Annotated in this window: 22 protein-coding genes and 1 tRNA gene; 8 read left to right on the top strand and 15 right to left on the bottom strand. The window is 62.8% G+C overall.

The annotated features are described in order from the left end of the window. Window positions 1-101: 101 nt before the first annotated feature. The gene (pgeF, locus tag WIR04_RS01110) at window positions 102-839 is read right to left on the bottom strand and encodes a peptidoglycan editing factor PgeF (RefSeq protein ID WP_338889869.1); all 738 of its coding nucleotides are present in this window, start codon (window positions 837-839) and stop codon (window positions 102-104) included. 108 nt (window positions 840-947) lie between these two features. Then, window positions 948-1928, bottom strand: a complete 981-nt coding sequence (rluD, locus tag WIR04_RS01105) for a 23S rRNA pseudouridine(1911/1915/1917) synthase RluD (RefSeq protein WP_005324417.1) — start codon at window positions 1926-1928, stop codon at window positions 948-950. A 116-nt stretch (window positions 1929-2044) separates the two neighbouring features. On the opposite strand from rluD, the gene WIR04_RS01100 reads away from it, so the two are divergent. After that, window positions 2045-2800 (top strand): outer membrane protein assembly factor BamD, encoded by a 756-nt coding sequence (locus WIR04_RS01100; protein WP_025328648.1) that lies wholly within the window; start codon window positions 2045-2047, stop codon window positions 2798-2800. A gap of 163 nt (window positions 2801-2963) precedes the next feature. Here WIR04_RS01100 and WIR04_RS01095 read toward each other — a convergent pair whose 3' ends face one another. From WIR04_RS01095 to yqhD, 6 genes are all read right to left on the bottom strand, one after another. Continuing rightward, on the bottom strand, window positions 2964-4292 hold the full coding sequence (locus tag WIR04_RS01095) for a CoA-disulfide reductase (protein ID WP_338889866.1): 1329 nt from the start codon (window positions 4290-4292) through the stop codon (window positions 2964-2966). Between the two features lie 72 nt (window positions 4293-4364). Then, window positions 4365-5765, bottom strand: a complete 1401-nt coding sequence (locus WIR04_RS01090) for an L-cystine transporter (protein ID WP_338889864.1) — start codon at window positions 5763-5765, stop codon at window positions 4365-4367. Window positions 5766-5922: 157 nt separating this feature from the next. Then, on the bottom strand, window positions 5923-7215 hold the full coding sequence (locus WIR04_RS01085; RefSeq protein ID WP_338889862.1) for a serine dehydratase subunit alpha family protein: 1293 nt from the start codon (window positions 7213-7215) through the stop codon (window positions 5923-5925). A 325-nt stretch (window positions 7216-7540) separates the two neighbouring features. Further along, on the bottom strand, window positions 7541-9025 hold the full coding sequence (gene pntB, locus WIR04_RS01080) for a Re/Si-specific NAD(P)(+) transhydrogenase subunit beta (RefSeq protein WP_025328652.1): 1485 nt from the start codon (window positions 9023-9025) through the stop codon (window positions 7541-7543). A gap of 11 nt (window positions 9026-9036) precedes the next feature. Further along, window positions 9037-10563, bottom strand: a complete 1527-nt coding sequence (gene pntA, locus WIR04_RS01075) for a Re/Si-specific NAD(P)(+) transhydrogenase subunit alpha (protein WP_025328653.1) — start codon at window positions 10561-10563, stop codon at window positions 9037-9039. A gap of 506 nt (window positions 10564-11069) precedes the next feature. Then, a complete protein-coding gene (gene yqhD / locus WIR04_RS01070; RefSeq protein ID WP_338889859.1) occupies window positions 11070-12233 on the bottom strand; it encodes an alcohol dehydrogenase in 1164 nt (387 codons plus the stop codon). Between the two features lie 118 nt (window positions 12234-12351). On the opposite strand from yqhD, the gene WIR04_RS01065 reads away from it, so the two are divergent. The 3 genes from WIR04_RS01065 to WIR04_RS01055 are packed head-to-tail and all read left to right on the top strand — an operon-like array spanning window position 12352 to window position 14238. Continuing rightward, window positions 12352-13275, top strand: a complete 924-nt coding sequence (locus tag WIR04_RS01065; protein ID WP_338889857.1) for an AraC family transcriptional regulator — start codon at window positions 12352-12354, stop codon at window positions 13273-13275. Window position 13276: 1 nt separating this feature from the next. Next, window positions 13277-13798, top strand: coding sequence for a lipocalin family protein (locus WIR04_RS01060; RefSeq protein WP_338889855.1), 522 nt, complete (start codon window positions 13277-13279; stop codon window positions 13796-13798). Further along, a complete protein-coding gene (locus tag WIR04_RS01055; protein ID WP_338889853.1) occupies window positions 13795-14238 on the top strand; it encodes a GNAT family N-acetyltransferase in 444 nt (147 codons plus the stop codon). Before WIR04_RS01060 ends, WIR04_RS01055 begins: the two co-directional genes overlap by 4 nt. A gap of 128 nt (window positions 14239-14366) precedes the next feature. On the opposite strand, the gene WIR04_RS01050 is transcribed toward WIR04_RS01055, so the two are convergent. The 3 genes from WIR04_RS01050 to WIR04_RS01040 all read right to left on the bottom strand — a co-directional run bounded on the left by WIR04_RS01050 (window position 14367) and on the right by WIR04_RS01040 (window position 18274). Beyond that, the gene (locus tag WIR04_RS01050; RefSeq protein WP_338889851.1) at window positions 14367-16256 is read right to left on the bottom strand and encodes a methyl-accepting chemotaxis protein; all 1890 of its coding nucleotides are present in this window, start codon (window positions 16254-16256) and stop codon (window positions 14367-14369) included. 263 nt (window positions 16257-16519) lie between these two features. Next, entirely contained in the window at window positions 16520-17890 is a 1371-nt protein-coding gene (locus WIR04_RS01045) for a phosphatidylserine decarboxylase family protein (RefSeq protein WP_338889846.1), read from the bottom strand. 307 nt (window positions 17891-18197) lie between these two features. After that, window positions 18198-18274, bottom strand: a tRNA-Trp gene (locus WIR04_RS01040). A gap of 202 nt (window positions 18275-18476) precedes the next feature. Here WIR04_RS01040 and WIR04_RS01035 point away from each other — a divergent pair. The 4 genes from WIR04_RS01035 (at window position 18477) to WIR04_RS01020 (ending at window position 21388) form a co-directional block, all read left to right on the top strand. Then, on the top strand, window positions 18477-19061 hold the full coding sequence (locus WIR04_RS01035) for a hypothetical protein (RefSeq protein ID WP_338889844.1): 585 nt from the start codon (window positions 18477-18479) through the stop codon (window positions 19059-19061). A gap of 232 nt (window positions 19062-19293) precedes the next feature. Continuing rightward, a complete protein-coding gene (gene pyrB, locus WIR04_RS01030) occupies window positions 19294-20214 on the top strand; it encodes an aspartate carbamoyltransferase (protein ID WP_005324450.1) in 921 nt (306 codons plus the stop codon). Between the two features lie 17 nt (window positions 20215-20231). Continuing rightward, on the top strand, window positions 20232-20696 hold the full coding sequence (gene pyrI, locus WIR04_RS01025) for an aspartate carbamoyltransferase regulatory subunit (protein ID WP_025328662.1): 465 nt from the start codon (window positions 20232-20234) through the stop codon (window positions 20694-20696). Between the two features lie 200 nt (window positions 20697-20896). Further along, complete coding sequence (locus tag WIR04_RS01020) at window positions 20897-21388, top strand: arginine repressor (RefSeq protein WP_025328663.1); 492 nt, start codon at window positions 20897-20899, stop codon at window positions 21386-21388. 129 nt (window positions 21389-21517) lie between these two features. Here WIR04_RS01020 and WIR04_RS01015 read toward each other — a convergent pair whose 3' ends face one another. The 4 genes from WIR04_RS01015 to arcA form a co-directional block, all read right to left on the bottom strand. Then, the gene (locus WIR04_RS01015) at window positions 21518-22924 is read right to left on the bottom strand and encodes a YfcC family protein (protein WP_307765657.1); all 1407 of its coding nucleotides are present in this window, start codon (window positions 22922-22924) and stop codon (window positions 21518-21520) included. 121 nt (window positions 22925-23045) lie between these two features. Then, window positions 23046-24050, bottom strand: coding sequence for an ornithine carbamoyltransferase (gene argF / locus WIR04_RS01010; protein WP_025328665.1), 1005 nt, complete (start codon window positions 24048-24050; stop codon window positions 23046-23048). A gap of 70 nt (window positions 24051-24120) precedes the next feature. Then, window positions 24121-25047, bottom strand: a complete 927-nt coding sequence (gene arcC / locus WIR04_RS01005; RefSeq protein ID WP_338889837.1) for a carbamate kinase — start codon at window positions 25045-25047, stop codon at window positions 24121-24123. A 62-nt stretch (window positions 25048-25109) separates the two neighbouring features. Then, window positions 25110-26330 carry an arginine deiminase gene (arcA, locus tag WIR04_RS01000; protein WP_025328667.1) on the bottom strand — a complete coding sequence of 407 codons (1221 nt, stop codon included), beginning with the start codon at window positions 26328-26330 and terminating at the stop codon, window positions 25110-25112. Between the last annotated feature and the right edge of the window lie 165 nt (window positions 26331-26495).

Here is a 26495-nt window from a genome sequence, read left to right as displayed (position 1 = left end):
TTTCAAGGGTTGGGGCTGGTTATTTTTTCTGCAAAGCGGGGAGAAGGCAGGATGCCCGCCCCTCTCGCGCGGATTTGGTCTTGAGAGGGGCGGGTGATTACTTAGCGGGCCAACCAGATGATGGAGACCATGCGGCCGGTCTGGCCGTCGCGGCGATAGGAGTAAAACTGCTCGCCGTCGCCGAAGGTGCAGAATTCGCCGCCATAAATGGCGCTCACGCCGGCTCTCGCCAGTCGCAGCCGGGCCAGCTGGTAGATATCCGCCAGCCATTTCCCCTCGCTGGCTGAAGGCACGAAAGCGGCGACCGCCTCGGCCTGCTCCGCCATAAAGGCATCACGCACCTCACCTCCCACTTCAAAGGCTTGTGGGCCTATGGCGGGACCGAGCCAGGCCAGGATCTCCCCCGGCTCGCAGCCCATGGCGGCGATACTGGCTTCCAGTACCCCGCTATGAAGCCCACGCCAACCGGCGTGAGCGGCAGCCACCACTGTGCCTGCTCGGTCGCAGAACAGCACCGGCAGGCAGTCGGCTGTCATTACTATGCAGGCCTGCCCGGCTTGCTGGGCGCAGGCCGCATCGGCATCCGGTGCCCCGTCGTATTCGTTGCTGACGGGGTGGACGGCGATGCCGTGCACCTGATTGAGCCAGTTGAGGGGCCCGGGGATCTGCGCCGCCAGTTGCAGGCGGGCACGGTTGGCCTCGACCCGTGCCGGCTCATCCCCCACGTGGGCCCCCAGGTTGAGACCGGCGAAGACCCCTTCGCTCAGGCCACCATCCCGGGTGGTCGACAGGGCCCTGACATTGCCAGGAGCGGGCCAGTCAGGTTCAATCCAGTTCATCTGTGACTCCTTCCATTCACGGATATAAAAACGGGGCTCCTGAAAGGGAACCCCGTTTGGCATCTCTTGGGCCGGACGGCGGCAGAAACCGACGCAGGCCCTATTGCATCAGCTCCAGACCAAATCGTCCGGGTTGGCCAGGGTATCAGCCCGCAGCACTTCCATCAGATCCAGCATGTCTTGCGGCGTGGCAGAGTGCCACTCCATGACTTCGCCGGTGATGGGGTGAGCCAGCTTCAGCATGGTGGCGTGCAGCGCCTGGCGGTTGAAGTTGCGCAGGGCCAGTGTCAGCTCCGGAGTCGCGTTGCGCAGCAGACGCAGACGGCCACCGTAAGCGGGATCCCCCACCAGCGGATGCTTGATGTGAGCCATGTGGACACGGATCTGGTGGGTACGACCGGTTTCCAGACGCAGACGCAGACGGGTGTGGCCACGGAACTTCTCGTGCACCCGGTAATGGGTCACGGAAGGACGGCCATTGGGCACCACGGCCATGTGGGTACGCTGGGTCGGGTGACGACCGATGGGGGCATCCACAGTGCCGCCTGCGGTCATGTGACCTATGGCGACGGCTTCGTACTCACGGGTGATCTGACGCGCCTGCAGCGCTTCCACCAGATGGGTCTGGGCCGGGATCGTCTTGGCAACCACCATCAGACCAGTGGTGTCTTTATCCAGACGGTGCACTATGCCGGCACGGGGCACCTCGGCGATGCCGGGGTAACGGTGCAGCAGGGCGTTGAGTATGGTGCCGTCCGGCGTGCCGGCGCCCGGGTGAACCACCAGACCGGCCGGCTTGTCGATCACCAGAATGTGTTCATCTTCATAGACGATGTTGAGGTCGATGTTCTGGGCATCCCAGCGAGTGTCATCTTCCAACTCGACATCTACATGTACCTGCTGCCCGGCCACCACTTTCTCGCGCGGGGTATTGGCAACCTGACCGTCCAGGGTCACTCTGTCCTGTAAAATCCACTCCTTGATGCGGGTTCTGGAGTAGTCTGGAAACAATTCGGCCAGGGCCTGGTCGAGTCGCTGCCCGAATTGGTGATCCTGAAATTCGCCTGTCAGTTCAATATGCTGGCTCATGTATGGTCTCTTGAGCGGGGGTATCAATTCGAAATAATCCGGGTATTCTAGCTTTTCTTTTAGCCAAGCATAACGGATACTTTGCCAATTTCGTGGAAATGGACCGGATGTTGTTGATGGGAAAGAAGTCTCGCCTGCTGATGTCGCTCGCCTTGGTCGCTACGCTGATCACTGGCTGTTCCAGCACCAAACCCAAGGTTCCCGACGAACCGCCGGAAGTTCTGTACCAGAAAGCCCGCCTCAAACTGGACACAGGCAACTACCTGAATGCCATCGAGTTGCTGGAAGCCCTGGACTCTCGTTACCCGTTCGGTGCCTACTCCAACCAGGTGCAGCTCGACCTCATCTACGCCTACTACAAGCAGGATGATACCGCCCAGGCGATCGCCAATATCGACCGTTTCATCCGTCTCAATCCGGCGCACAAGAACATCGATTACGTGTTCTACATGCGCGGTCTGACCAACATGGCGGCAGATTACAACTTCTTCCAGGACTTCCTGGGCATCGATCGGGACGACAAGGACCCCTCCTACGCCCGTCAGGCCTTCCAGGACTTCAAGACCCTGCTGCAGAATTACCCCAACAGCAGCTACGCGGCCGATGCCCGAGCCCGCATGGTCGGTCTGAAGACCCGCCTCGCCCGCTACGATCTTGGGGTGGCCGAGTATTACGTGAAGCGTGATGCGCTGATCGCCGCTGCCAACCGCGCCAAGCTGGTAGTCGAAACCTATCCCGACACCGTCGAGACCGAGAAGGCACTGGAGATCATGGTCAACGCCTACGATACCCTGAAGATGCCGACCCTGGCCCGCCACGCCCGCGAGGTGCTGGCCAAGAACTACCCGGACAATCGCCTCGGCCGCGGCTGAGCATGACGGGAACAAAAAACCGATGCCAAGGCATCGGTTTTTTTATGGGCGCTATCCGGGCGCCATGACTGACGCCCCGGGATGCCTGCCCTGCTTGGCCATGTTGAGCACATTCCACGTCAGGGAAAAGAGCCCATGGGCAGGTGCCGCCATGAGCGTCCGGCTACTTGGCTACATTGCCCGCCACGTTGAGCACATCCCAGGTGCGGGAGAAGGGCGGTGCGTAGGCGAAGTCCAGCATGCCGAGCTGATCCGTGGTCACCCCCATGGTGATGGCCACCGCCAGGGCGTCGATGCGGTGTACCGCCCCCTTGCGACCCAGGATCTGCCCTCCCAGCAGCCGCTTGCTGCCCGCCTCATAGACCAGCTTGACGTGGATGTCTGACTGGCCCGGGCAGTAGTTGGTGTGGCACTTGTCCTTGATGACGGCGGTGCGATAGTCGAGGCCCAATTGTTGGGCCTCTTTCTCAGAAAGCCCGGTCCGACCCGCCTCCAGCCCCAGCACCTTGAGCGCCGCGGAGCCCAGCGTGCCCGGGAACATCTGCTCGGCCCCCGCCAGGTTCTCCCCCACCATGCGCCCCAGCTTGTTGGCGATGGTGGCGAGCGGCACATAGACCTGCTGCTGCTTGACGCTGTGCCAGACGCTGGCACAATCCCCCGCCGACCAGACATTGGGCAGCGAGGTGCGGCCCTGACGGTCGACCTTGATGGCGCCATTGCCGAGCCGCTCTATGCCGGTATCGGCCAGGAACTCGGTGTTGGGCCTGACCCCGGTGCAGACCACCACTATATCGGCCTCGTACTCACCCTGGTCGGTACGCACGCCACTGACCTGGCCCTCCCCCAGCAAGGCTTGGACGCGCTCACCCAGATGCAGAGAGACCCCCTGCTCGCGCAGCTCGGTCTCGATGTGCTGGGTGATCTCCGAGTCGAAGGCATCGGGGATGACCCTGTCCGCCAACTCGATGAGGCGCACCTCCTTGCCCTGGTGGACCAGGGCCTCGACCACCTCCAGCCCGATAAAGCCGGAGCCGATCACCACCGCCTTCTTGTTGCACGGATCCTGCACCGCCGCCTTCAGTGCCATCCCATCGCTCATGCGGCGCAGGCCGAACACCCCTTGCTGCTGCAAGCCGGGGATGGGAGGCATCTGTTCGCGGGCACCTGTGGCGATCATCAGCCGATCGTAGCTATCGGTGAAACTGTCGCCCTTGTGCTCCACCCGCAGGGTCTGGGCAGTCGCATCGAGGCTCAGCACCCTGTGGCCAGTCTTCACCTCTATCCCCTTGGCGGCGAACTGCTCGGGGGTGAACTCGGCCATGTAGCCAGGCTCCTGGAAATCGTCCCCCACGAAGTAGGGCAGACCGCAGGCCCCGAAGGAGATCACCTCTGAGGCCTCATAGACCACAATATCGGCATCCTTGGCCAGACGGCGCGCCTTGGCCGCCGCACTCATGCCGGCGGCCTCGCCACCGATGATCACAATACGCATAGCTTGACTCCAGTCACGACAGGGGAGGCCTCGCCTCCCCTTTTCATAAACAAATCAGAAGATAAGATCCGGTCAGACCGCGGACTCTTCCCCGTCCAGGCTTACCTCGGCGTCGCCGTTGAAGACCGCCATGTCGGTCTGCCCCATCAACCGGCTGGTGAGGGTGCCGGCGGTGATGGATCCTGAGACGTTGAGGGCGGTGCGGCCCATGTCGATGAGGGGCTCGATGGAGATGAGCAGCCCCGCCAGGGCCACCGGGAAGTCCAGGGCGGAGAGCACGATCAGCGCCGCAAAGGTGGCGCCGCCCCCCACACCGGCCACCCCGAAAGAGCTGACGGTGATGATGGCGATGAGCGTCATGATGAAGCCGGGATCCAGAGGATTGACCCCCACGGTCGGGGCTATCATCACCGCCAGCATGGCCGGGTAGATGCCGGCGCAGCCGTTCTGGCCAATGGTGGCGCCGAAGGAGGCGGCGAAGTTGGCGATGCCCGCCGGGATGCCGAGGGCCCGGGTCTGGGTCTGCACGTTCATCGGGATGGATCCCGCACTGGTGCGCGAGGTGAAGGCGAAGGCCAGCACCGGCATGATCTTCTTGAGGAAGCGCAGCGGGTTGATGCCCACCAGGCTCACCAGCAGCAGGTGCACCAGGAACATGATGGCGATGGCGCCGTAAGAGGCCAGCACGAAGTTCAGCAGGTTGATGATGTCCGCATAGTTGGAGCCGGACACCACCTTGGCCATCAGCGCCAGCACGCCATAGGGGGTGAGGCGCAGCACCAGGGTCACCATCCGCATGACGATGGCGTGGGCGACCCCCATGAAACGCTCGAAGCTGGCGAAGATCTCGGGCTGCTTGCGGGCGATGCCGGTGGCGGACAGGCCGATGAAGATGGAGAAGATCACCACGGCTATGGTGGAGGTCTTGCGTGCCCCCGTCATGTCGAGGAAGGGGTTGGCCGGGATGAACTCCAGCACCATCTTGGGGAGGGACATGCTCTCGACGCTGCCGAGGCTGGTCTGCAGGGCCGCGCCACGGGCCGTCTCGGCGGCGCCGGCAACCAGCCCCTCAGCACTCAGGCCGAACAGGTTGGACATCAGTATCCCCGCCCCGGCGGCGATCATGGTGGTGAAGATCAGCACCCCTATGGTCAGGGCGCTGATCTTGCCGAGCGCCGTGCCGCCGCTCAGCTTGAGGATGGCGCCTATGATGGAGACCATGATGAGCGGGATGATGATCATCTGCAGCAGCTTCACATAGCCGCTGCCGACCAGATCCAGGTAGTCGCCGGTCTGGACCAGCACCTCGGAGCCGACGCCGTACAGCAGTTGCAAGGCCCAGCCGAACAGGACCCCCAGCCCCAGCCCCGAGAAGACCCGGCGGGTGAAGCTGACGTGGGTCTGCTGCAAGCGGTAGAGAAACAGCAGCAACATGACCAGGATGGCCAGATTACCGATAACGCTAAGAGTCATGATATTCCCCAAAAATAAACGGGCGAGGCCCGAGATGGATGGGCGGGCGCACCCTGCGCCTCGCCCCGAAACTCGCCGCATCGTGGCGGCACGCCCCCCCGTTCGGGGTGACGTCAATGGCTGTAAAAACCGGGGGCGGCCAGTGCCGCCCCCCTCATCAGCCGGCCTTGCCTTGTTGCTTGGCCCGCATGATGTTGATGATCTCTATGTCGGTGTCCAGCATCCCCTGTTTCGAGAGGCGGCCCAGGTTCGCTATGGTCTGGTCCACGTCGTCGGAGACGATGCCCTCGCTCTGGGGCACGTGCAGGTTGTTGATGGCCATCAGCGACGACTTGACCGCCGCCGAGGTGGAAGTGGAAACCTTCATGGAGCAGGCGCTGCCGGCACCGTCGCAGATGATGCCGGAGACGTCGCCAATCATGTTGTTGATGCAGTGGCTGATCTGCTCGAACTGGCCACCCAGCAGCCAGGTGATGGCGGCGCCCGAACCCATGGCGGCGGTGCTGGCGGCGCACAGGGCCGACAGCTTGTTCTGGTAGGCCTTGATGTAGATGGCCACCAGGTGGCTCATCACCAGTGCCCGGGCCAGTTGTTCGTCATCGGCCTTGAGGAAGCGGGCGGCGGCCACCACCGGCATGGTGGCGGCGATGCCCTGGTTGCCCGAGCCCGAGTTGGACATGGCGGGCAACATGGCGCCGTCCATGCGCGCATCGGAGGCGGCGGAGGACAACCGCATGGCCAGCGTCATCAGATCGTCCGAGAGCAGCTTGCGCTCCACCTGCTCGGTGAGGATCTTGCCGATGCGCAGGCCATAGCCCTGCAGGCCTTCATCTGCCAGTGCCTGGTTCATGGTGGCGGCCTCGCGGATGAAGTCGATCTCGGTCAGTGGCGCCTCCAGGGCGAAGGCCACAATCTCCCGTAGCGTCATGGTGGGCTTGTCGGATTTCGCGGGCTGGATCTGCACCCCGGGGGCACTGTCCTGCTCCATCAGCACCTCGCCATCCTTCTCCAGCAGCACTATGCGGGTGTGATCCGTGCAGATCACCACCCGGGCGCTGTGACCCTCAGCCTCGGCCAGCACCTCGGCGTAGAGCACGTCAGGCACATCCTTCACGTCCACCTTGATGATGGGCAGCAGCGCCTTGGCGGCGTCCACCTGCTCCGGGGTCAGAGTCTTGAGCACCTCCAGCCCCGCATCCGGGTTGCCCCCCGTGATGCCGACGGCGGCGGCGACCGGCAGGCCTATCATGCCGGTGCCGGGTACCCCGACCCCCATGCCATTCTTGAACAGATTACCGCTGACCCAGACGCTGATGCGGGTCGGATCCTGCCCCAGCAGCTTGCGGCAGTTGGCGGCGGCCAGCGCCACCGACATGGGTTCGGTGCAGCCCAGGGCCGGCACCACTTCACGCTTGAGCAGAGTAATAAAGTCGGTCCATTGTGCTTTCATCTGTGGTTTCTCTGGTTCACTGTGCCGCAGGCATCGTATGGGGGTATGGGTTCAATCTGGAGGGCCGCCCGCCGGGCCACCCCGTCCATGTCACTTTATTTGATTCTAGTGGCGTGAGCCTCAAATAAAATTGAGCCCCCTCGCCTTTTGCCGCCATTATGCCTTCCAGCGGGGGCAACGTCACCGGATTGCTGCCCTGCCGCTGGCAACGGATCCCCCCATCCGGCCAAGGCCCTTTGTCATCAATGTCTTGCCCGCCCCCCCCCTGAAAAGCGGGCAATAAAAAAGGAGGCCGAAGCCTCCTCTTGTCTCATCCCATCGACGCTTAGAGCGCCTTCAGGATGGCCTCGACGCTGGCCTTGGCATCGCCAAACAGCATCTGGGTGTTCTCCTTGAAGAACAGCGGGTTCTGGACACCGGCGTAGCCAGTGTTCATGGAGCGCTTGAAGCCGATGACGTTCTGCGCCTTCCACACTTCCAGCACCGGCATGCCGGCGATGGGGCTGCCCGGATCTTCCATGGCGGCCGGGTTGACGGTGTCGTTCGCACCTATCACCAGCACCACGTCGGTATCGCTGAAGTCCTCGTTGATCTCGTCCATTTCCAGAACTATGTCGTAGGGGACCTTGGCTTCCGCCAGCAGCACGTTCATGTGACCAGGCAGACGACCGGCAACCGGGTGGATACCGAAGCGCACCTTGACGCCGCGCTCGCGCAGCTTGTGGGTGATCTCGGCAACCGGGTACTGGGCCTGCGCCACCGCCATGCCGTAGCCCGGGGTGATGATGACGGAGCTGGCGTTCTTCAGCATGTCGGCCACGTCTTCGGCGTTGGTCTCGCGGTATTCGCCCATCTCTTGATCGGCCGTGGAGGCCACACCGTCGGAGCCGAAGCCACCGGCGATGACGGAGATGAAGGAGCGGTTCATCGCCTTGCACATGATGTAAGAGAGGATGGCACCAGAGGAACCCACCAGGGCACCCACCACGATCAGCAGGTCGTTGGAGAGCATGAAGCCCGCCGCCGCCGCCGCCCAACCGGAGTAGGAGTTCAGCATGGAGACCACTACCGGCATGTCGGCACCGCCGATGGAGGCGACCAGGTGCCAGCCGAAGGCGAAGGCGATCAGGGTCATCAGCAGCAGTGCGAAGGTGGAGCCACCGGCGTTGACGAAGTGGATCATCAGCGCCAGGGAGACCACCACGGCCAGCAGGTTCAGCTTGTGGCGGTGCGGCAGCATCAGCGGCTTGGAAGAGATGAGGCCGCGCAACTTGCCGAACGCCACTACGGAACCGGTGAAGGTCACGGCACCGATGAAGACACCCAGGAACACTTCCACCAGGTGGATGTTCAGCATGGCGCCGGACAGGTGCTCGACCTGGGCGACGCTGGCCGCCTGCTCGAACGCCGCCCGGGCCGCAGCCAGGGTCGCATCCAGGTTGGAGCCGACGGAGACGACGACCTCAGCGGGTGCGGAGGGGTGCAAGTCGATGAAGCTGTTGAAGCCCACCAGCACCGCCGCCATGCCCACGAAGCTGTGCAGCACGGCCACCAGCTCGGGCATCTCGGTCATCTCGACCTTGAGCGCCAGACGCACGCCGATGGCGCCACCGATGACCATGGCCAGGATGATCCAGTGCACGCCACTGGTTTCCGGGTTGAAGACGGTCGCGAGCAGGGCGATGGCCATCCCCGCGATACCGAACAGGTTGCCATGCTTGGCCGTTTCTTGCTTCGACAGTCCCGCGAGACTGAGGATGAAGAGCACGGCGGCAACGATATAGGATGCTGTTACCAGTCCTTGAGACACGTTAAACCCCCTTAATCCTTACGGAACATCTTCAGCATGCGCTGAGTGACGGTGAAGCCACCGAAGATGTTGATACTGGCAATCAGCACGGCGATAAAGGCCAATACGGTGACCAGGGTCGACCCTTGCCCAATCTGCAGCAGGGCACCGACCACGATGATGCCGGAGATGGCATTGGTGACCGACATCAGCGGCGTGTGCAGGGCGTGAGAGACGTTCCACACCACGTAGTAACCGACCACGCAGGCCAGGATGAAGACGGTGAAGTGGGAGAGGAAGGCGGCAGGTGCCACCGCAGCCACCCAACCGAAGGCGGCGATGCCGAGGGCACCGAACACGAACTTCTTGTTGGAGGGCTTGGCCTCTTCTTTCTTGGCTGCCGGTTTGGCGGCGGCCGGCTTCTGCGGTGCGGCAGAGACGGAGATGGCGGGGGGCGGGAAGGTCACTTCACCGGCCTGGATCACCGTCATGTTGCGCTGAACCACGTCTTCGAAGTCGATGGCGACGTTGCCGTCCTTCTCCTTGCACATCAGCTTCATCAGGTTGACCAGGTTGGTACCGTAGAGCTGGGAGGATTGGGCGGGCAGACGACCAGGCAGATCGGTGTAACCTATCACCTTGACGCCGTTCGGGGTGACGAACAGCTCGGTCGGCACAGTGTATTCACAGTTGCCACCGGTGGCGGCAGCCAGATCCACGATGACGGAACCCGGCTTCATGCTGTCGACCATCTCCTTGGTGATCAGCTTGGGTGCCGGACGACCGGGGATCAGGGCGGTGGTGATGATGATGTCCACTTCCTTGGCCTGCTGGGCAAACAGCTCCATCTCGGCCTTGATGAACTCATCGGACATGACCTTGGCATAACCGTCGCTGGAGGCGCCGTCTTCGCTACCGAAGTCCAGCTTGAGGAATTCACCCCCCATGGATTCGATCTGCTCGGCGACTTCCAGACGGGTGTCGAATGCACGCACTATGGCGCCGAGGGAACCGGCGGTCCCGATGGCGGCCAGACCGGCGACACCGGCACCGATCACCAGTACCTTGGCGGGCGGAACCTTGCCGGCGGCGGTGATCTGACCGGTGAAGAAGCGACCGAACTGGTGGGCGGCTTCGACCACGGCGCGATAGCCACCGATGTTGGCCATGGAGGAGAGGGCATCGAGGGACTGGGCACGGGAGATCCGCGGCACCATGTCCATCGCCATCACATTGATGTTGCGCTCGGACAGCTTCTTGACCAGCTCGGGGTTCTGGGCAGGCCAGATGAAGCTCACCAGGGTGGCACCATCCTTAATTTGTGCGATCTCGGCATCGGTCGGCGCGTTGACCTTGAAGATAAGGTCGGCTTGCCAGACGCTCGGCACCACGCTGGCACCGGCAGCCTCGAAGGCGGCATCATCGAAGCTGGCCAGCTGGCCGGCACCGGCCTCGATGGCGACCTCGAAGCCGAGCTTTTTCAGCTGCTCGACGGTGGCCGGGGTCGCTGCGACCCGGGTCTCACCGGCGAGACTCTCTCTCGGTATTCCAATCTGCATGACTATTCCCTGATGGTTAATAAACAATCATTGCCCAGTCTCTCATGTCTGAGGGGACAAGGCATGATCAAAGTGCAGGTCACGGGCCCTTTGTTATGAAAATCAGCAGGCTTTACCTCAACCTCCTGTCATGGTCAGGCCCCCGCTTTTCAGGCGCGAAGGTGATTAGTATCAAATTTTGGAGTTTTATTACAACCACGACCCCGAGCGGGCGGGTACAGAATTCAGCCCATCCCGGACCATGATTAAAAAAAACAAACCAAATTAGGGGCTTATACCAGCAAAATGCGCTGAAAAAAGTGATCCAACCAGTCAAAAAAAATGTTTTGCCGAGCCTCTACCTTAGCGTTTTTTGTTCTTATGAAATCTGCCGTTGGCTCATCTGATGAGATGAAAGGGGAAAAAGTAACCGTTTTGCAACGACTCGGGGGCCGCGCCGCCGCCACAAGGCGGGGGCGGGCCCCCTGATTCAACCCCGGACAAGGCCGGAACTGGTCTCTCGCCTCTTACCAGGCGGCTTCATAAATATGCCGGCTCTGCACCAGGCCGATGTCGCCGTGTTCCCCGAGCGCCGTCATGCCGTGCTCTTCGAGCTTGGCCAGCAGGGTATCGATATTGGCGTCGGCCAGGCCGTAGTCCCGCAGCCGGGTCTTGACCCCCATCCGCTCGAAGAAGTCGCGGGTGGCTTTGATCGCGCTGTCGATGCGTTCTTCTTCGCTGCCGCTGCGCAGATCCCAGACCCGCTCGGCGTATTGCAGCAGCTTGGCGCGCTTCTGCTCACGCTTGGCTTGCAGCAGTGCCGGCAACACCACCGCCAGGGTCTGGGCATGGTCCAGGCCGTGCAGGGCGGTCAGCTCGTGGCCCAGCATGTGGGTGGCCCAGTCCTGGGGTACGCCGGCCCCGATCAGGCCGTTGAGCGCCATGGTGGCACTCCACATGATGTTGGCGCGCACGTCGTAATTTTCCGGCTCCACCAGCGCCTTGGGGCCCTCTTCAGCCAGGGTCAGCAGCAGGCCTTCGGCGAAGCGATCCTGCACCTTGGCGTTGACCGGGTAGGTGAGGTACTGCTCCAGGGTGTGGATGAAGGCATCCACCACGCCGTTCGCCACCTGACGGGCCGGCAGGGTGTAGGTGAGCACGGGATCCAGCACGGCGAAGCGCGGCATCACGAAGGGGGAGAAGAAGTGCTGCTTGTCGCCGCTGCTCCTGCGGGTGATGACGGCCCCCATGTTCATCTCGGAGCCGGTGGCCGGCAGGGTCAGCACGGCGCCGAGGGGAATGGCGGAAGCCACCTCGCCACCGACCGTCTCGAGGATGTGCCAGGGCTCCCTGGCCAGATCGTAGTGAGCGGCGGCGGCGATGAACTTGGTGCCATCGAGCACCGAGCCGCCGCCGACGGCGAGCAGAAAGTCGATCCGCTCGGCGCGGGCCAGCTCGACCGCCCCCATCAGGGTCTCGTAAGCCGGGTTGGGCTCTATGCCGCCGAACTCGAACAGGGTCAGGCCCGCCAGCTCGCTGCGGATCTGCGCCAGCAGGCCGCTGCGCACCACGCTGCCGCCACCGTAGGTGATGAGGACACGGGCGTCGGCCGGGATCTGGCCGCACAGCTGGGCCACCTGGCCCTTGCCGAACAGCACCTTGGTGGGGGTGTGCAGGATGAAGTTGTTCATGGGATCTCCCGGTATGGTCGTAGTCGGTAAGGTATGGGTTGCATTTTTCTCTTATAACCACCTACCATCAAGGGGGCTTTCTGCCGATTTCTTGCCTATTTCTACTGAGCCTGGATAAATGAGTACAAATCAGTCCGTCGCGGCAACCCACCAGTCCGCCCTCGCCAGCCGGCTCGCCGCCCTGGCGCCACACCCGGGGATCACCGCCGCCCCCGTGCCCGGCGTGCACCTCATCTACACCACCGAGCATCACGACCGCATCCCGGTGCTCTACCGCCCGCGCATGATCATCATCCTGCAGGGGCACAAGGTGGGCTATCTCTCGGACTTCACCTTCCGCTACGACCCCGATCACTACCTGATGATGACCCTGCCGCTGCCCTGCGAGTGCGAGTGCTTCGCCTCTCCCGAATCCCCCCTGGTGGGGCTCTCGATGGAGATCGACGTGGCGGCCCTGCAAGCCCTGCTGCTGGAGATGGGGGACGCCGCCCCCGCCCCGGCGGAGCCGGGTCGCGGCGTGGTTTCGGTGCCCCTCTCAGAGACCATGCTCTGCGCCGTGGATCGCCTCATCGACGTGATGGACAAGCCGCTCCACGCCCGGGTGCTGGGGCCCCAGATAGTGCGCGAGATCCTGTTCCACGCCCTGCACGAGGCGGGGGCCCCCGCCCTGCTGGCCATGGCCAGCCGTCACAGTCAGGTGAGCCAGATCGCCCGGGTGCTGCGTATCATGGAGCAGCGCTTTACCGAGAACCTGACGGTGGAGGAGCTGGCCCGGGAGGCGAACATGAGCGTCTCGGCCTTCCACCACCACTTCAAGGCGGCCACCGCCACCTCGCCCCTGCAGTACATCAAGACCCTGCGCCTGCACCGGGCGCGGCTGATGATGCTGCACGACGGCCTCAAGGCCGGGGTGGCGGCGGACAAGGTAGGCTACGAGAGCGGCTCCCAGTTCAGCCGCGAATACAAACGCTTCTTTGGCAACACCCCGAGCGAACACGCGGCACGCTTCCGCTCGGGACAACTGCGTATCGTGGAGGGATGACATGCGCACACTGATCCTGCTCGTTCTGACCCTGCTGGTCACCGCCTGCACCGGCATTCCGCCGGGGCACCAGGTGGTCAAGCCCTTCCAGCTCGACCGCTACCTGGGCACCTGGTACGAGGTAGCCCGCCTCGATCACGGCTTCGAGCGCGGCCTGAACAGGGTCACCGCCAGCTACAGCCTGCGGGATGATGGGGGCGTCAGGGTGATCAACCGGGGGCAGGACGAACAGGGGGAATGGCGCGAGGCCGAGGGGCGCGCCTACTTCGTGGGCGACAGCGACGAGGGGCGCCTCAAGGTGAGCTTCTTCGGCCCCTTCTACGGCAGCTACAACGTGCTGGCGACGGACTATGACCTCTCCCTGGTGAGCAGCTACAACCTCCAGTACCTCTGGATCCTCTCCCGCACGCCCCATCCGCCCAAGGAGAAGGTGCAGGCCCTGGTCGAGCGGGCCAGGGGGCTCGGCTTTGCTACCGACCAGCTGATCTGGGTCAGCCAGGATCCGGCCGGGAACACCCCATGAGGATCTTCCAGGCCACCCCGCAGGACATTCCCCGGGTCACTCCCCTGTTCGTGCAATATCGGGCGTTTTACCGGCTGCCTGCCCAGCCCGAGGCCACCGGGGCCTTCCTGCTGGAGCGCTGCACCGCCGGGGAGTCGGTGCTCTTCGTGGCCCAGAGCGAAGAGGGAGAGGTGCTGGGATTTGCCCACCTCTACCCCCTGTTCTGCTCCCTCGCCCTGAAGCGCATCTGGCTGCTGTACGATCTGTTCGTGGCGCCGGCGGCCCGCCAGCAGGGGGTAGCCCAGGCGCTGCTGACGCGGGCCGATCGCCACGGCCAGGAGACGGGCGCCGCCTTCATCATGCTGAGCACCGCCACCGACAATCGGCAGGCCCAGGCGCTCTACGAAGGGCAGGGCTACCAGCGGGATATCGAGTTCTACAGCTACATCAAGCCTCTCTGACCCCCTGGCCTGGCCGGTTGCAAGGCCTGGCCCCAGCATTATTCAGCGGGTGAATGGCGAAAAATCATCCATACACAGCATGAATAAAGGCGACCCGGGGGTCGCCTTTGTCACATCAGGGGCGCTGCCTAGAGCCGGAAGCGGCCTATCTCCTGCTCCAGCCGCTCGGTCAGGGACTTGAGCTCGGCGGCCTGGACGGCCTCCTCCTTCGCCTGCGACGCCAGCGTCTGGGAGACATGGCGGATGTTCTCGGTGTTGCGGCTGATCTCGCCGGTGACCGAGGTCTGCTCCTCCGCCGCCGCCGCTATCTGGGTCGCCATGTCGCTGATGGCGCCTATGGCCTCGTTGATCCGCGCCAGGCTCTGGTTGGCGGCCTCCGCATCCTCCACGCTGGTGCCCGCCAGCTGGCGGCTGGTCTCCATGCCCCCCACGGCGCGGCGCGTGGTCTGCTGCAGGGCCTCGATCATCTGCTGGATCTCGGCGGTGGAGTCGTGGGTGCGGCGCGACAGCACTCTCACCTCGTCCGCCACCACGGCGAAGCCGCGCCCCTGCTCCCCGGCCCGGGCCGCCTCGATGGCGGCGTTCAGTGCCAGCAGGTTGGTCTGCTCGGCGATGCCGCTGATGGTGGCCAGGATGCCGCTGATCTTCTGGGCATGGCCATCCAGCTCATGAATGGTCTGGCTGGCGTCGGCCACCTCCCCCGCCAGACCGCTGATGCTGCGCTGGCTCTGGCCGACCTGGGACTGACCGGCCACGGCCAGCCTGACCGCATCGCCGGAGGTGGTGGCGGCAAACTCGGCGTTGCCGGCGATCTCCTGGGTGGCGGACGCCATCTCGGTCACCGCGGTCGCCACCATGACGATCTCGTCCTGCTGCTCGCGCACCCGCTGGCTGCGAGCCTCTGCCCCCGCCGCCTGGGTCCGCGACTGGGCCGCCAGTTCGACGGTGACGTCCCGCAACCGGCTGACGATACCGTGCAGCCGGGCCACGAACAGGTTGAAGTTCTGGGCCAGCAGCCCCACCTCGTCCTTGCTGTGGGCCGCGATCTGCACGGTGAGATCCCCCTCGCCGTGGGCGATGTCGGCCAGCGCCTTGGAGACCCGGCCGAGATCGGCAAAGAAGTAGTTGAACATGGCGATGAGCAGGGCGCTGAACACCAGCAGCAGCACCAGGGTCAGCCCCACCAGCTGCCACAGCAGGCTGGCGAAGGGCGCCTCCAGCACGTCCTTGTACATCACCATGGCGAGCAGCCAGTCGGTGCCGGGCACCCCCTGCACCGACAGCAGCACCTCACGCCCCGCTATGGTGGCGACGTGCAGCTCGCCGTCCCGGCTCCAGCCCTCCAGGGTCGTCCCCGTGAGGCCGGGGGCCAGCTCGGCCACCTGCTTGAGGGCCAGCTCCTTCTGCGGGTGGCCGACGATGAGGCCGGAGCTGTCCAGCAGCATGGCGTAGCCCTCCCCCTGCACCTTCATGGCCAGCACCTCGTCGATCAGGGCATCCAGGGAGAGATCCGCCCCCGCCACCCCGATCACCTGGCCCTGATGACTCACCGGCTCCGCCAGAGTCACCACCATCTGCTGCATGGTCACGCTGACGTAGGGCGCGGTGACGATCAGCTTGCCCGCCTTGCTGGCGCTCTGATACCAGGGGCGCACCCGGGGATCGTAGTTGGCGGTGTTGAGGGAGGGATCGTGACGGGTCATGGCCCCTTGCGCCGAGCCGAAATAGGTGAGGCCGAAGCCGCCGGAGGTGCGGGTCTGCAGCAGGTGCGGCACCAGGGTCGCCTCGGGATTGTCGGCAATGACGGCGGCCAGGGCATCGACCGCGTGCTTGCGATCCGCCATCCAGTTGCCGATGGCCACCGAATAGGCGTGACCATAGTTGACCGCCTCGCTCTGGATGGCGCTCAGGGTCCGTGATTTGAGGGTGTGGAAGGCGACTATGCCGAGCAGGGCAGCCATCAGCAGCACTACCCCCAGGCTGGTCGCGAGCAGCTTGCCGCGCAACGAGAGTGTCATGACTACAAATCCTTGTGGTGACAGGAGGCCGGGAATACCCCCATATTGGTAGGTGATATCGGCGGCAATCCCACTGGACTTTAGTGAATCCTTGTAATTTCTTCTTTATCAACAGAAGGAGATGCTGTGCATGCCGCCACCGCGCAGCGACCTCCGCCGATGGGGCACCAATCCTGCACCGCCTTGGGCGATCGTCGGCATGACGCCGGCATGAAAAGGCCGCCCGAAGGCGGCCTCTGTGTATCCTCAGGGCAGGGGTAGGCCTATTTCACCCGGGCAATGGCGGTGTTGACCCTCAGGTTGCTGGCCTCCAGCCCCGGCCGCTGGCCGTGAAAGTCAAAGGCCAGCTCGACCCCGGGACGAAACACCAGGCAGTGGGTGGAGCCGCCGAAGTGGAACATGCCGAGCTGATCCCCCTTCTTCACCCTGTCCCCCGCCTTCACAGTGACATCGCAGCTCGACACCTCCGCCATCCCCACCGGCACCACGCACATCAGGCCTATTTTGGGGTTGTCCGCCTCGATGAAGATCAGCGCCCGGGTGGCCACCGAGGTGAGGAAGGGCTGGGAGTTGTTCGGTGCGCTGGGATCGGCGCCGTCGGCGTCGAGGAAACCCTCGAACTGGTTCTCCAGGTAGTAGGTCCCGTTGACCACGCGCACCTTGCGAATGGTGCCACTCACCGGGCTGTGCCAGCGGTGATAGCTCAGGGCGCTGAGGAAGGCCTGATAGACGGTCCCCCCCTCGAACAGGGGGGCGGTATCGTCAAAGTCGAGCATGTTGTCCAGGGAATAGGGCTGACCCTTGAGCCAGAAACGATCGCTGAGGCTCACATCCCCCGTCACCTGCAGCGGCGCCGATTCGCAGGCACTGACGATGACGCCGTCATCCTCCGGCGCCGACACCGGCCGCACGCCGGGGCGGAAGGTGCGGGTGAAGAAGTCATCCCAGCAGCCAAAGCCATGGTATTCGACCGCCGGATCGCACTGGAAGATCTGCTCGAAAGTGGCGGGCGTGGGATCCGGCCCCTCCCCGAGCGCCCCCCGGGCCACCTGCACCATCTCGGCCTTGGCCGTCTCGCCGAGCCAGGGGACTATCAGGGTCTCCTTGTCCAGCTGACTGACCGGCTCGGTCAACACATAGCGCGAGGCCGGGCTTTGCAGAAACTTCGCCCACTCCTCGAGGATCTTCTTGAACTGCTGGTTCACCAGGGCGTTGGCGAAGAAGTGATAGCCGGAGCGGGTCGCCATGGGCCAGTCGAGCAGGGCATTGATGGGAAAACCGATAAGGCCGGAGGGTTCGTGTGTGGGGATGTCCTGATAGGCCTCGGGGGCCGTGGTCATGATGCCGTTGAGCAAGGCCAGGAACTCGTCGAAGCTCTTTACCTCGACCTGGCCGAGCGGGGTCAGGTGCTCGTGGCGCCAGGCCTCCCTGAACATGGCATTGGCCTGGGCGTGCAGCAGGGGATCGGCGTTGACCAGATCCCGCAACTCGGCGATGGGGGCGGCCAGCGGTCCCGATTGCTGCGTCACATAGCGCTTCAGTCGCGTTATCCAGCGCCGAATGTGGGCCTGATCCTGTGGCACCCAGCCACCGGGGCGGGACTTGTTCAAACGGGTTTCAACGGCCTTGTTCATCATGCCTCTCCTCATTCTCGCTTCGCGTTCCCCGTTGCCGGTCGGAACGCCCGGTTGCTTGCACCCGCGCCAGTGAGGCGCAGCATCATGTGGTGTAGCACAGGGCACCCGACAGCACGATTGCCAGAAACAACAGGGCAAAAAGCGGCAATAGCGACTAGCGAAGAGCAATAGGGCCGAGCCGTCGGGGCTCAAGGGGTGTGCGGGAAGGCAGATCAGCGAGGGTTGTCAGCCGCTGCAGCCAGGATGGGTAACGCGGATGACAGAAATGCGAAAGGCCAGCTCAATGAGCTGGCCTTTCTGAAAATGGCAGGGGCGGCAGGACTCGAACCCGCAACCATCGGTTTTGGAGACCGCTGTTCTACCAATTGGAACTACGCCCCTGCAACAAACGAGGCGAATTATACAAAGCCGGGATCAAAGGTAAAGGCTTTTTTTCTCACTTTCGATGCGATCGAACAATTCACGAGCAGATCACGGCAATTCCCGCAACCAGCCGGGGTAACTTGCTGTATTTGCAGTCCCGCCGGGGTAGGAATGGGGCATAAATGGGGGTAGGGTGAAACCAGCCACAGGGAGGTCGTTCATGCTCAATTACCGCCTGCTTCAACAACTTGCGCCCCTCAACTTCCGGGATGAGCGCAAAACCGAGTCCCTGCCAGACTATCTCGAGCGGGTCTCTCCCCTGGTGCCCTTCATTCCCCAAAATGTGCTGACGCAATGGATTTACCGCCATTGGCGCGGTTTTGAGTCCAACTGGAGCTTTATCGACCTCGCCCGCCACCAATTCGAGTACGAGGCCTGGGACACGGCCCAGGTCGTGAACCAGATAGGCTCCCGCCACATGGAGGTGATCGAGCGCTGGGGCGAGATGCTGCGCAGCAACCGCTATGTGCGCCGCTCCTGGCTCGGCGAGGACATGCTGAGCCGGGGCACCTGGTCCGAGCCCATCATAGTGCTCGCCCCCGAGCCCGGCGGCCACTATCCGGACGGCCAACCCCTGCCGCAGCCATATTGTCTGCTGGAGGGGCACCACCGACTCGGCTATCTGCGCAGCATGGCCGAAGATGGCCTGCCGTTGCAGCGTGAGCACCAGGTCTGGATTTGTCGACCCGTTCGCGACACTCAAACGTTTTTACCGGCAAATCCTGCCTCTGAAATAAATTTTTGACAATTCAAAAACCAGCCCTATAATCTGTCCGGTTTTGAAAAAGGTCGGGACAGGACGATGCCGTTTTTGATGAAAAATGCAGCCTTGCAGACGGGTGGAGCGCACCAGAGCGGCCCCGTTGTTTCCGGTTTCCGACCCACAGATCCCCAGTTATTTTTAAAAAGAGCCCCTGTTTCAGGGGCTTTTTTTTGTGCCAGAAAAACCTTCATTGATGTCAAAGGGAATGCAGACGATGACCAATCCACTCTATAACAAACACGTCATCTCCATCTCGGACCTGACCCGGTCCGACATGGAACTGGTGGTCGCCACCGCTCAGCGGTTGAAGGCCGAACCCGACACCCGCCTGCTGAAAGACAAGCTGGTCGCCAGCTGCTTCTTCGAGGCCTCTACCCGCACCCGTCTCTCCTTCGAGACCGCGGTACAGCGCCTCGGCGGCAACATCATCGGCTTCGCCGACGGCGGCAACACCAGCGCCAAGAAGGGCGAGACCCTGGCCGACTCCATCAAGATCATCGGCTCCTATGCCGATGCGGTGGTGATGCGCCACCCGAAAGAGGGCGCCGCCCGTCTGGCCTCCGAGTTCTCCCGGGTGCCTGTCATCAACGGCGGTGACGGCTCCAACCAGCATCCGACCCAGACCCTGCTCGACCTCTTCTCCATCCACGAAACCCAAGGCAAGCTGGACGGCCTCAACGTGGCCTTCGTCGGTGACCTCAAGTACGGCCGCACCGTCCACTCCCTGGCCCAGGCCCTGAGCCTGTTCAACTGCCGCTTCTTCTTCATCTCCCCGGAAGCCCTGGCGATGCCGGACTACCTCTGCGAAGAGCTGGAGGAGAAGGGCATTCAGTTCAGCGTCCACGAGACCATGGAAGAGGTGATGCCGGAGCTGGACATCCTCTACATGACCCGGGTCCAGAAGGAGCGCTTCGACGAAACCGAATACAAGCACATGGCCGCCAAGTTCGTGCTGGAGCTGGCGACCCTGGAAGGGGCCAAACCCACCATGAAGATCCTGCATCCCCTGCCCCGGGTCGACGAGATCGAGGTCGCCGTCGACAAGACCCCCCACGCCTACTACTTCCAGCAGGCGGAAAACGGGGTCTATGCACGCCAGGCGCTGCTGGCACTGGTACTGAACGAAACCGTCTAAGGGAAAAGGGGAACATCATGTCCGAGAAGAACCAACTGCAAGTCGAAGCCATCCGTCACGGCTCCGTCATCGACCACGTCCCCGCCGGCCAGGGCATCAAGATCCTCAAGCTGTTCCAGCTGATCGAGACCCAGGAGCGGATCACCGTCGGCTTCAACCTCAAATCCGGCGCCCTGGGCAAGAAGGATCTCATCAAGATCGAGAACACCCGCCTGACCGAACAGCAGGCCAACCAGCTGGCGCTGTTTGCCCCGGCCGCGACCGTCAACATCATCGAAGACTTCGCCGTGGTGAAGAAGCACCAGCTGAAGCTGCCGGAGTTCATCGCCGGGGTATTCCACTGCCCCAACTCCAACTGCATCTCCCACAACGAGCCGGTGGACAGCTACTTCCGGGTGCGCGAAGTGAAGGGTGCGGTGCGCATGAAGTGCAAATACTGCGAGAAATCCTTCACCCAGGACATCGTCAGCGAACGCTATTGATACTCTGTCGGGCCCTGCGGGGCCCATTTTTGACCCCTGTCACATCACTTATTCCCCCTTTGGTTATAATTTGCCATCTCGCAACGGCTAGACATCGCTCATCACCTACCGAAATGCTCGTCATCAGTGTTTTTCGCTATGAAAAACAGGCGTGACAGACTGAGCGCCATAGCCATCTGTCATCGTCAAAGGAAGTCGCCATGGTCAAGACCCTCAGTCGCCCACCGGAACAGGAGTCCGACCTGGCCCAGCTCGATGCCTGCCGCCAGATCATCGGCCAGCACTGCTACAGCACCCAGGAAGAGATCCGCCGCGAGCTGGCGGAGCGCGGCTTCGCCGACATCAGCCAGTCCACCATCTCCCGTCTGTTGCGCCGCCTCGGCGTCGCCAAGGCCCAGAATGCCAATGGCAAGAAGGTCTACACCCTGGTCGACGAGCAGCTGGAACCCGCCGGCAGCACCCGCTCCGTGCACGACATGGTGCGCGCCGTGGTGCACAACCAGCAGATGGTGCTGGTGCACACCACCCCGGGCGCCGCCACCGTGGTGGCCCGCCTGCTGGATCGCCACGCCGATCCCGAGATCCTGGGGGCCGTCGCCGGCAACGATGTGGTGCTGATAGCCCCGCGCCACATCAGCCGCACCCGCCAGGCCCATGCCGCCGTGGTGCGCACCCTGGAGCAGGCGCGCTAAGCCAGCCCCGAATGCAGCAAGGCGACCCCTGGGTCGCCTTTTTATTGCCTGCGATCTGCCCGTGCCATCATGCACAGCCATAAAAAAACGGGAGCCCACAGGCTCCCGTTGCGTCTTGATAGTCATCCCTTATGAGAGCACTGCCCCCAGGCTCAGGCAGACCACGATCAGCACAGTCAGTATGCCGAGCAGCGGTGCCACCCACTTCAGCCAGCGCACATAGGGCACCTTGGCGATGGCCAGGCCACCCATGACCACGGCGGAGGTCGGGGTCACCAGGTTCACCAGACCGGAGGCTGATTGGTAAGCGGTCACCACCAGCTCGCGGCCCACGTTGGCGAAGTCGGCAAGGGGCGCCATGATCGGCATGGTCAGCACCGCCAGGCCGGAGGAGGACGGCACCAGGAAGGAGAGCACCACTTCCAGCACGAACATCACGTTGATGAACACCACTGTGGAGAGGCCGGTCACTATGCCTTCCGCGCTGTTCAAGATGGTGTGGGTGATCATGCCGTTGTCCATCACCACCACTATGCCGCGGGCGATGCCGATGATGAGGGCCACGCCGAGCAGGTCACGGGCACCGTCGATGAAGTTGGAGGTCAGCTCCTCCTCGCTCATGCGGGAGATGAGACCGACGATGATGGCGGCGGCCAGGAAGACGCCGGAGATCTGCGCCATCCACCAGCCGAGCACGGCCACCCCGTAGATCATCACGGCGAAGGCGGCTACGAAGATACCCAGCACTATCTTGCGAGTAAGAGTGAACTCCAGCATCTGGTCACTCTTGTTGCCGAGGAAGTGGGCACGGTTCTCATCCCACTTGTCGGCCACCAGGGACTTGCTGGGGTCGTTGCGCACCATCTTGGCGTAACGCATCACATAGGCCACGCACAGCAGCCAGCCAGCCACCAGCATGGCGACCCGCAGCCAGATACCGTCGGTGAAGGAGATGCCGGCCGCGTTGGCGGCGATGACGGTGGCGAAGGGGTTGATGGTGGAGCCCAGCGTCCCTATACCGGCGCCGAGCAACACGGTCGCGGCGGCGACCACGGGGTCGAAGCGGGCGGCCATCATCACGGGCACCAGCAGGGTGTAGAAGGGCAGCGACTCTTCCGCCATGCCGTAGATGGTGCCCCCTGCGGCGAACAGCGCCATCAGGATCGGGATCATCCACTCCTCGCGGCCACGCAGACGATCGGTGACGCGCTCGATACCGGCATCGATGGCACCGGTCTTGGTCACTATGCCAAGGAAGCCGCCGATGATCAGGATGAAGAGGGAGACATCGATGGCGCCTGCCTCATAGGTGTCGTGGTTGTAGAGACCGTCGATGGGTGCCAGCAGCACGTCGACGATGCCCTGGGGATTGGCCTCTACCAGCTTGTAGGTACCAGCCACCGGCACTTCCTTGCCGAGGGCTTCATTCATTACCATGTCGTATTTGCCGGCCGGCACTATCCAGCTCAGGGCGGCCACCAGGGCGATCAGCACAAACAATATGGTGTAGGCTGACGGGAACTTGAATTTGGTCATGGTCCAGCTTCCTTCTGTGGTGCGGTATCCATGTATCTGCGGGTCGTAGGGTTAGAGGTGTTATGCCGCCGTCACATGGTCGAAAAGCCGGGGGTCACCCCCCGGCACCACTACTGCGACCTTAGTCGCCCAGCGTAGCCACCATCACTGCCTTGATGGTGTGCATCCGGTTTTCGGCCTCATCGAAGACGATGCTGTGCTCAGATTCGAACACGTCCTCGGTCACTTCCAGCCCCTTCATGCCATATTTGTCAGCCACTTCCTTGCCCATGGTGGTCTCGTCGTTGTGGAACGCCGGCAGGCAGTGCATGAATTTCACATCCGGGTTCTTGGTGGCGTTGATGACGTCCATGTTGACCTGATAGGGAGTCATCAGCTTGACCCGTTGATCCCAGGCTTCTTTCGCCTCGCCCATGGAAACCCAGACGTCGGTGTAGAGGAAGTCGGCCCCCAGCACGCCCTCTTTCACGTCTTCGGTCAGGTGAATGCGCGCACCTGTCTCTTCGGCGATCTGGCGGCACTTGGCGACCAGCTCCTCTTCCGGCCAGAAGGCCTTGGGGGCAACCAGGCGGATGTCCATGCCCATCTTGGCGGCGCCGACCATCAGGGAGTTGCCCATGTTGTTGCGGGCGTCACCCAGGTAGGCGAACTTGATCTGATCCAGGCGCTTGCCCTTGCCGTGCTCCAGCATGGTCATGAAGTCGGCCAGGATCTGGGTCGGGTGGAATTCGTTGGTCAGGCCGTTCCAGACAGGCACACCGGCATAGGCACCCAGCTCTTCCACGATCTCCTGGCCGTAGCCACGGTATTCGATGCCGTCATACATGCGGCCCAGCACCCGGGCGGTGTCCTTCATGGACTCCTTGTGGCCGATCTGGGAACCGCTTGGGCCGAGGTAGGAGACCTGGGCACCCTGGTCGAAGGCCGCCACTTCAAAGGCGCAGCGGGTGCGGGTGGAGGTCTTCTCGAAGATCAGGGCGATGTTCTTGCCGGTCAGATGCTTGCGCTCATAGCCACCGTATTTGGCTTTTTTCAGGTCGATGGCCAGATCGATCATGTATTGGATTTCGCGCGGGGTGAAGTCCAGCAGTTTCAGGAAGTTACGGTTACGCAGATTAAAAGCCATGATGAGTTCTCTCTATATTTGTGTCAGACCAATTCGGGCAGTGTTGTTAACTACGCAGTGATTCAACGACTCAAGCATTCACGGTATGGGTGGCGACTATATTGGTGCCGGCTTCCCCCTTGAGGATGGCGAGGCCATCTTCCAGGGAACCGATCCCGACCATGCCGCCGGTTGCCTTGACGAATTCGCAGGAGGCTTCGACCTTGGGCCCCATGGAGCCGGCATCGAACTTGACGCCAGCCAGTTCGGCCGGGCTGGTGACCCGCAGCGGGTGCTGGGTCGGCTTGCCCCAATCCAGGTAGACGGCATCGGCATCGGTCAGGATCAACAGGGCATCGGCCTTGATCTGTCTGGCCAGGTAGGCGGCGGACATGTCCTTGTCGATCACCGCTTCGATGCCGGTCAGGCACTGGCCATCCCAGGTCACCGGAATGCCGCCACCACCGGTACAGATGATGAGGTGGCCCTGGGCGATCAGGGTTTCGATGGCGTCGCCTTCGACGATGCGCTGGGGCAGCGGGGACGGCACCACGCGGCGGAAGAACTTGCCGTCGGCCTTGACCGACCAGTGCTTCTCTTCTGCCAGGGCGCGGGCCTCGGCTTCCTCATAGACGGGGCCGATAAACTTGGTCGGATTGGCGAAGGCCGGATCCTTGGGGTCGACCTGCACCTGGGTCAGCAGCGCTGTGACGTTGCGGCTCGGCATCAGGTTTTTCAGCTCCTGGATCAGCATGTAGCCGATCATGCCCTGAGACTCGGCGCCCAGCACATCCAGGGGATAGGGGGAAACCTTGGTATAGGCGCTGTTCTGCAGGGCCAGCAGGCCGACTTGCGGGCCGTTGCCGTGCACCAGCACCACGTTGTACTCCTCGGCGATCCGGGCGATGGTCTTGGCGGCGGTCGCTATGTTCTTGCGCTGGATGTCGGCTTCGAGGGGTTCGCCACGACGGAGCAGGGCATTGCCACCCAGGGCGACGACGACAGTTGGTTTTTTCATGAGTGTTACTCTCGAGTCTTGGTGTGTGTGGCGCCAGCCTCTGCCGGCGCCACGCCGTCTTGTCAGATGCCGTCACGTTCCATCGGGCAGCTCATGCAGCGGGCGCCGCCGCGACCACGTCCCAGCTCTTCACCCGGGATGGGCAGCACTGTGATGCCGGCCTTGTCGTACTTCTCGTTGGTGTAGGTGTTGCGCTCGTAACCCACCACCACGCCGGGGCGTACTGTCAGCACGTTGTTGGCATCGTTCCACTGCTCGCGCTCGGCCTCGAAGCTGTCACCACCTGTGGTGATGAGCTTGAGCTGATCCACGCCCAGCGCCTTCTCGATAGCGGTGACGAAGTAGCCCTCTTCCTTGATGTTCATGCCGGTGGCACCGCCCGGAGTCAGACTCCAGCAGTTCACATCCTTGCGGATGACTTCCGGATAGACGGAGAAGGTGTCTATGTCCATGTGGGTCATGACGGTATCCAGGTGCATGCAGCTGCGGTGTTTCGGCAGTTGCATGGCGATGACCTGTTTGGCCTGACCGTGCTTGAACAGGCCGCGGGCCAGGTGTTCCACCCCTTGCGGCGTGGTGCGCTCGGACATGCCGATGAGCACGGCGCCACGGCCGATGACCAGGACGTCGCCCCCTTCGATGGTGGAGTTGTCGTAGTCACGATCCTCGTCACCGAAGTACTTGATGAAGTCCTGACCGGCGAACTGCGGGTGCCAGCGGTAGATGGCCTTCACATGGTTGGTCTCGCGGCGACGGGCGGCCTTGGCCATGGGGTTGATGGAGACGCCGCCGTAGACCCAGCAGGAGGTATCACGGGTGAAGAGGTGGTTGGGCAGCGGCTCTATGATGAAGTCGGTCGGAGCGTGCATGCCGACCACCATGTTGACGCCGCTGTAGGGCATCTCTGAGTAGGTCAGGCCACCGGAGAGGATGCGGGCCAGCTCGCGGTGCGGCATGTCCGCCAGGAAGCAGCGCACGTCATTGGCCAGTGCGGTGCCGAGGCGATAGTCGGAGACCTGGTGCTGCAGCAGCCAGGCTTTGGCTTCCGGCACATCCAGGGTTTCGGCCAGCAGGTTGGTCAGCAGGAAGACTTCGACATTCTGATCGCGCAGTACCTGAGCGAATTTGTCGTGCTCCTGACCGGCACGTTCAACGGACAGAACGTCATCGAACAGCAGATCCTGGCAGTTGGAAGGGGTCAGGCGCTTCAGACTGAGGTTGGGGCGGTGCAGCATGACACGGCGCAATTGGCCAACTTCAGAACCTACATAAAATTTGCTCATGATTATATTCCGTCTAGCAGTGGTCCCTGCGAGTGATTGAATAGATTCCTTCTATTCTGGCTCGTGGCTAAGGCGGGATATTCTTTATGTAGGGTACTCGGCTTGTGTTCTATCCTGCCCTTGCCTTTCGTGACAGAGGTTAGGACTAGCAATCACCACAAACTT

The sequence above is a fragment of the Aeromonas rivipollensis genome (genome assembly GCF_037811135.1).
GTDB classification, from domain to species: Bacteria; Pseudomonadota; Gammaproteobacteria; order Enterobacterales; family Aeromonadaceae; genus Aeromonas; species Aeromonas rivipollensis.
This window is presented reverse-complemented; position numbering and strand designations above follow the sequence as displayed.

Coding starts and splice junctions, on each gene's coding strand:
- WIR04_RS01085 (WP_338889862.1), bottom strand. CDS start 7,215: ATGAAAGCACAATGGACCGACTTTATTACTCTGCTCAAGCGTGAAGTG.
- WIR04_RS01045 (WP_338889846.1), bottom strand. CDS start 17,890: ATGAACAAGGCCGTTGAAACCCGTTTGAACAAGTCCCGCCCCGGTGGC.
- rluD (WP_005324417.1), bottom strand. CDS start 1,928: ATGAGCCAGCATATTGAACTGACAGGCGAATTTCAGGATCACCAATTC.
- WIR04_RS01035 (WP_338889844.1), top strand. CDS start 18,477: ATGCTCAATTACCGCCTGCTTCAACAACTTGCGCCCCTCAACTTCCGG.
- pntA (WP_025328653.1), bottom strand. CDS start 10,563: ATGCAGATTGGAATACCGAGAGAGAGTCTCGCCGGTGAGACCCGGGTC.
- pyrB (WP_005324450.1), top strand. CDS start 19,294: ATGACCAATCCACTCTATAACAAACACGTCATCTCCATCTCGGACCTG.
- arcA (WP_025328667.1), bottom strand. CDS start 26,330: ATGAGCAAATTTTATGTAGGTTCTGAAGTTGGCCAATTGCGCCGTGTC.
- WIR04_RS01060 (WP_338889855.1), top strand. CDS start 13,277: ATGCGCACACTGATCCTGCTCGTTCTGACCCTGCTGGTCACCGCCTGC.
- WIR04_RS01100 (WP_025328648.1), top strand. CDS start 2,045: ATGGGAAAGAAGTCTCGCCTGCTGATGTCGCTCGCCTTGGTCGCTACG.
- yqhD (WP_338889859.1), bottom strand. CDS start 12,233: ATGAACAACTTCATCCTGCACACCCCCACCAAGGTGCTGTTCGGCAAG.
- WIR04_RS01055 (WP_338889853.1), top strand. CDS start 13,795: ATGAGGATCTTCCAGGCCACCCCGCAGGACATTCCCCGGGTCACTCCC.
- argF (WP_025328665.1), bottom strand. CDS start 24,050: ATGGCTTTTAATCTGCGTAACCGTAACTTCCTGAAACTGCTGGACTTC.
- arcC (WP_338889837.1), bottom strand. CDS start 25,047: ATGAAAAAACCAACTGTCGTCGTCGCCCTGGGTGGCAATGCCCTGCTC.
- pgeF (WP_338889869.1), bottom strand. CDS start 839: ATGAACTGGATTGAACCTGACTGGCCCGCTCCTGGCAATGTCAGGGCC.
- WIR04_RS01050 (WP_338889851.1), bottom strand. CDS start 16,256: ATGACACTCTCGTTGCGCGGCAAGCTGCTCGCGACCAGCCTGGGGGTA.
- WIR04_RS01015 (WP_307765657.1), bottom strand. CDS start 22,924: ATGACCAAATTCAAGTTCCCGTCAGCCTACACCATATTGTTTGTGCTG.
- pyrI (WP_025328662.1), top strand. CDS start 20,232: ATGTCCGAGAAGAACCAACTGCAAGTCGAAGCCATCCGTCACGGCTCC.
- WIR04_RS01020 (WP_025328663.1), top strand. CDS start 20,897: ATGGTCAAGACCCTCAGTCGCCCACCGGAACAGGAGTCCGACCTGGCC.
- WIR04_RS01065 (WP_338889857.1), top strand. CDS start 12,352: ATGAGTACAAATCAGTCCGTCGCGGCAACCCACCAGTCCGCCCTCGCC.
- WIR04_RS01090 (WP_338889864.1), bottom strand. CDS start 5,765: ATGACTCTTAGCGTTATCGGTAATCTGGCCATCCTGGTCATGTTGCTG.
- WIR04_RS01095 (WP_338889866.1), bottom strand. CDS start 4,292: ATGCGTATTGTGATCATCGGTGGCGAGGCCGCCGGCATGAGTGCGGCG.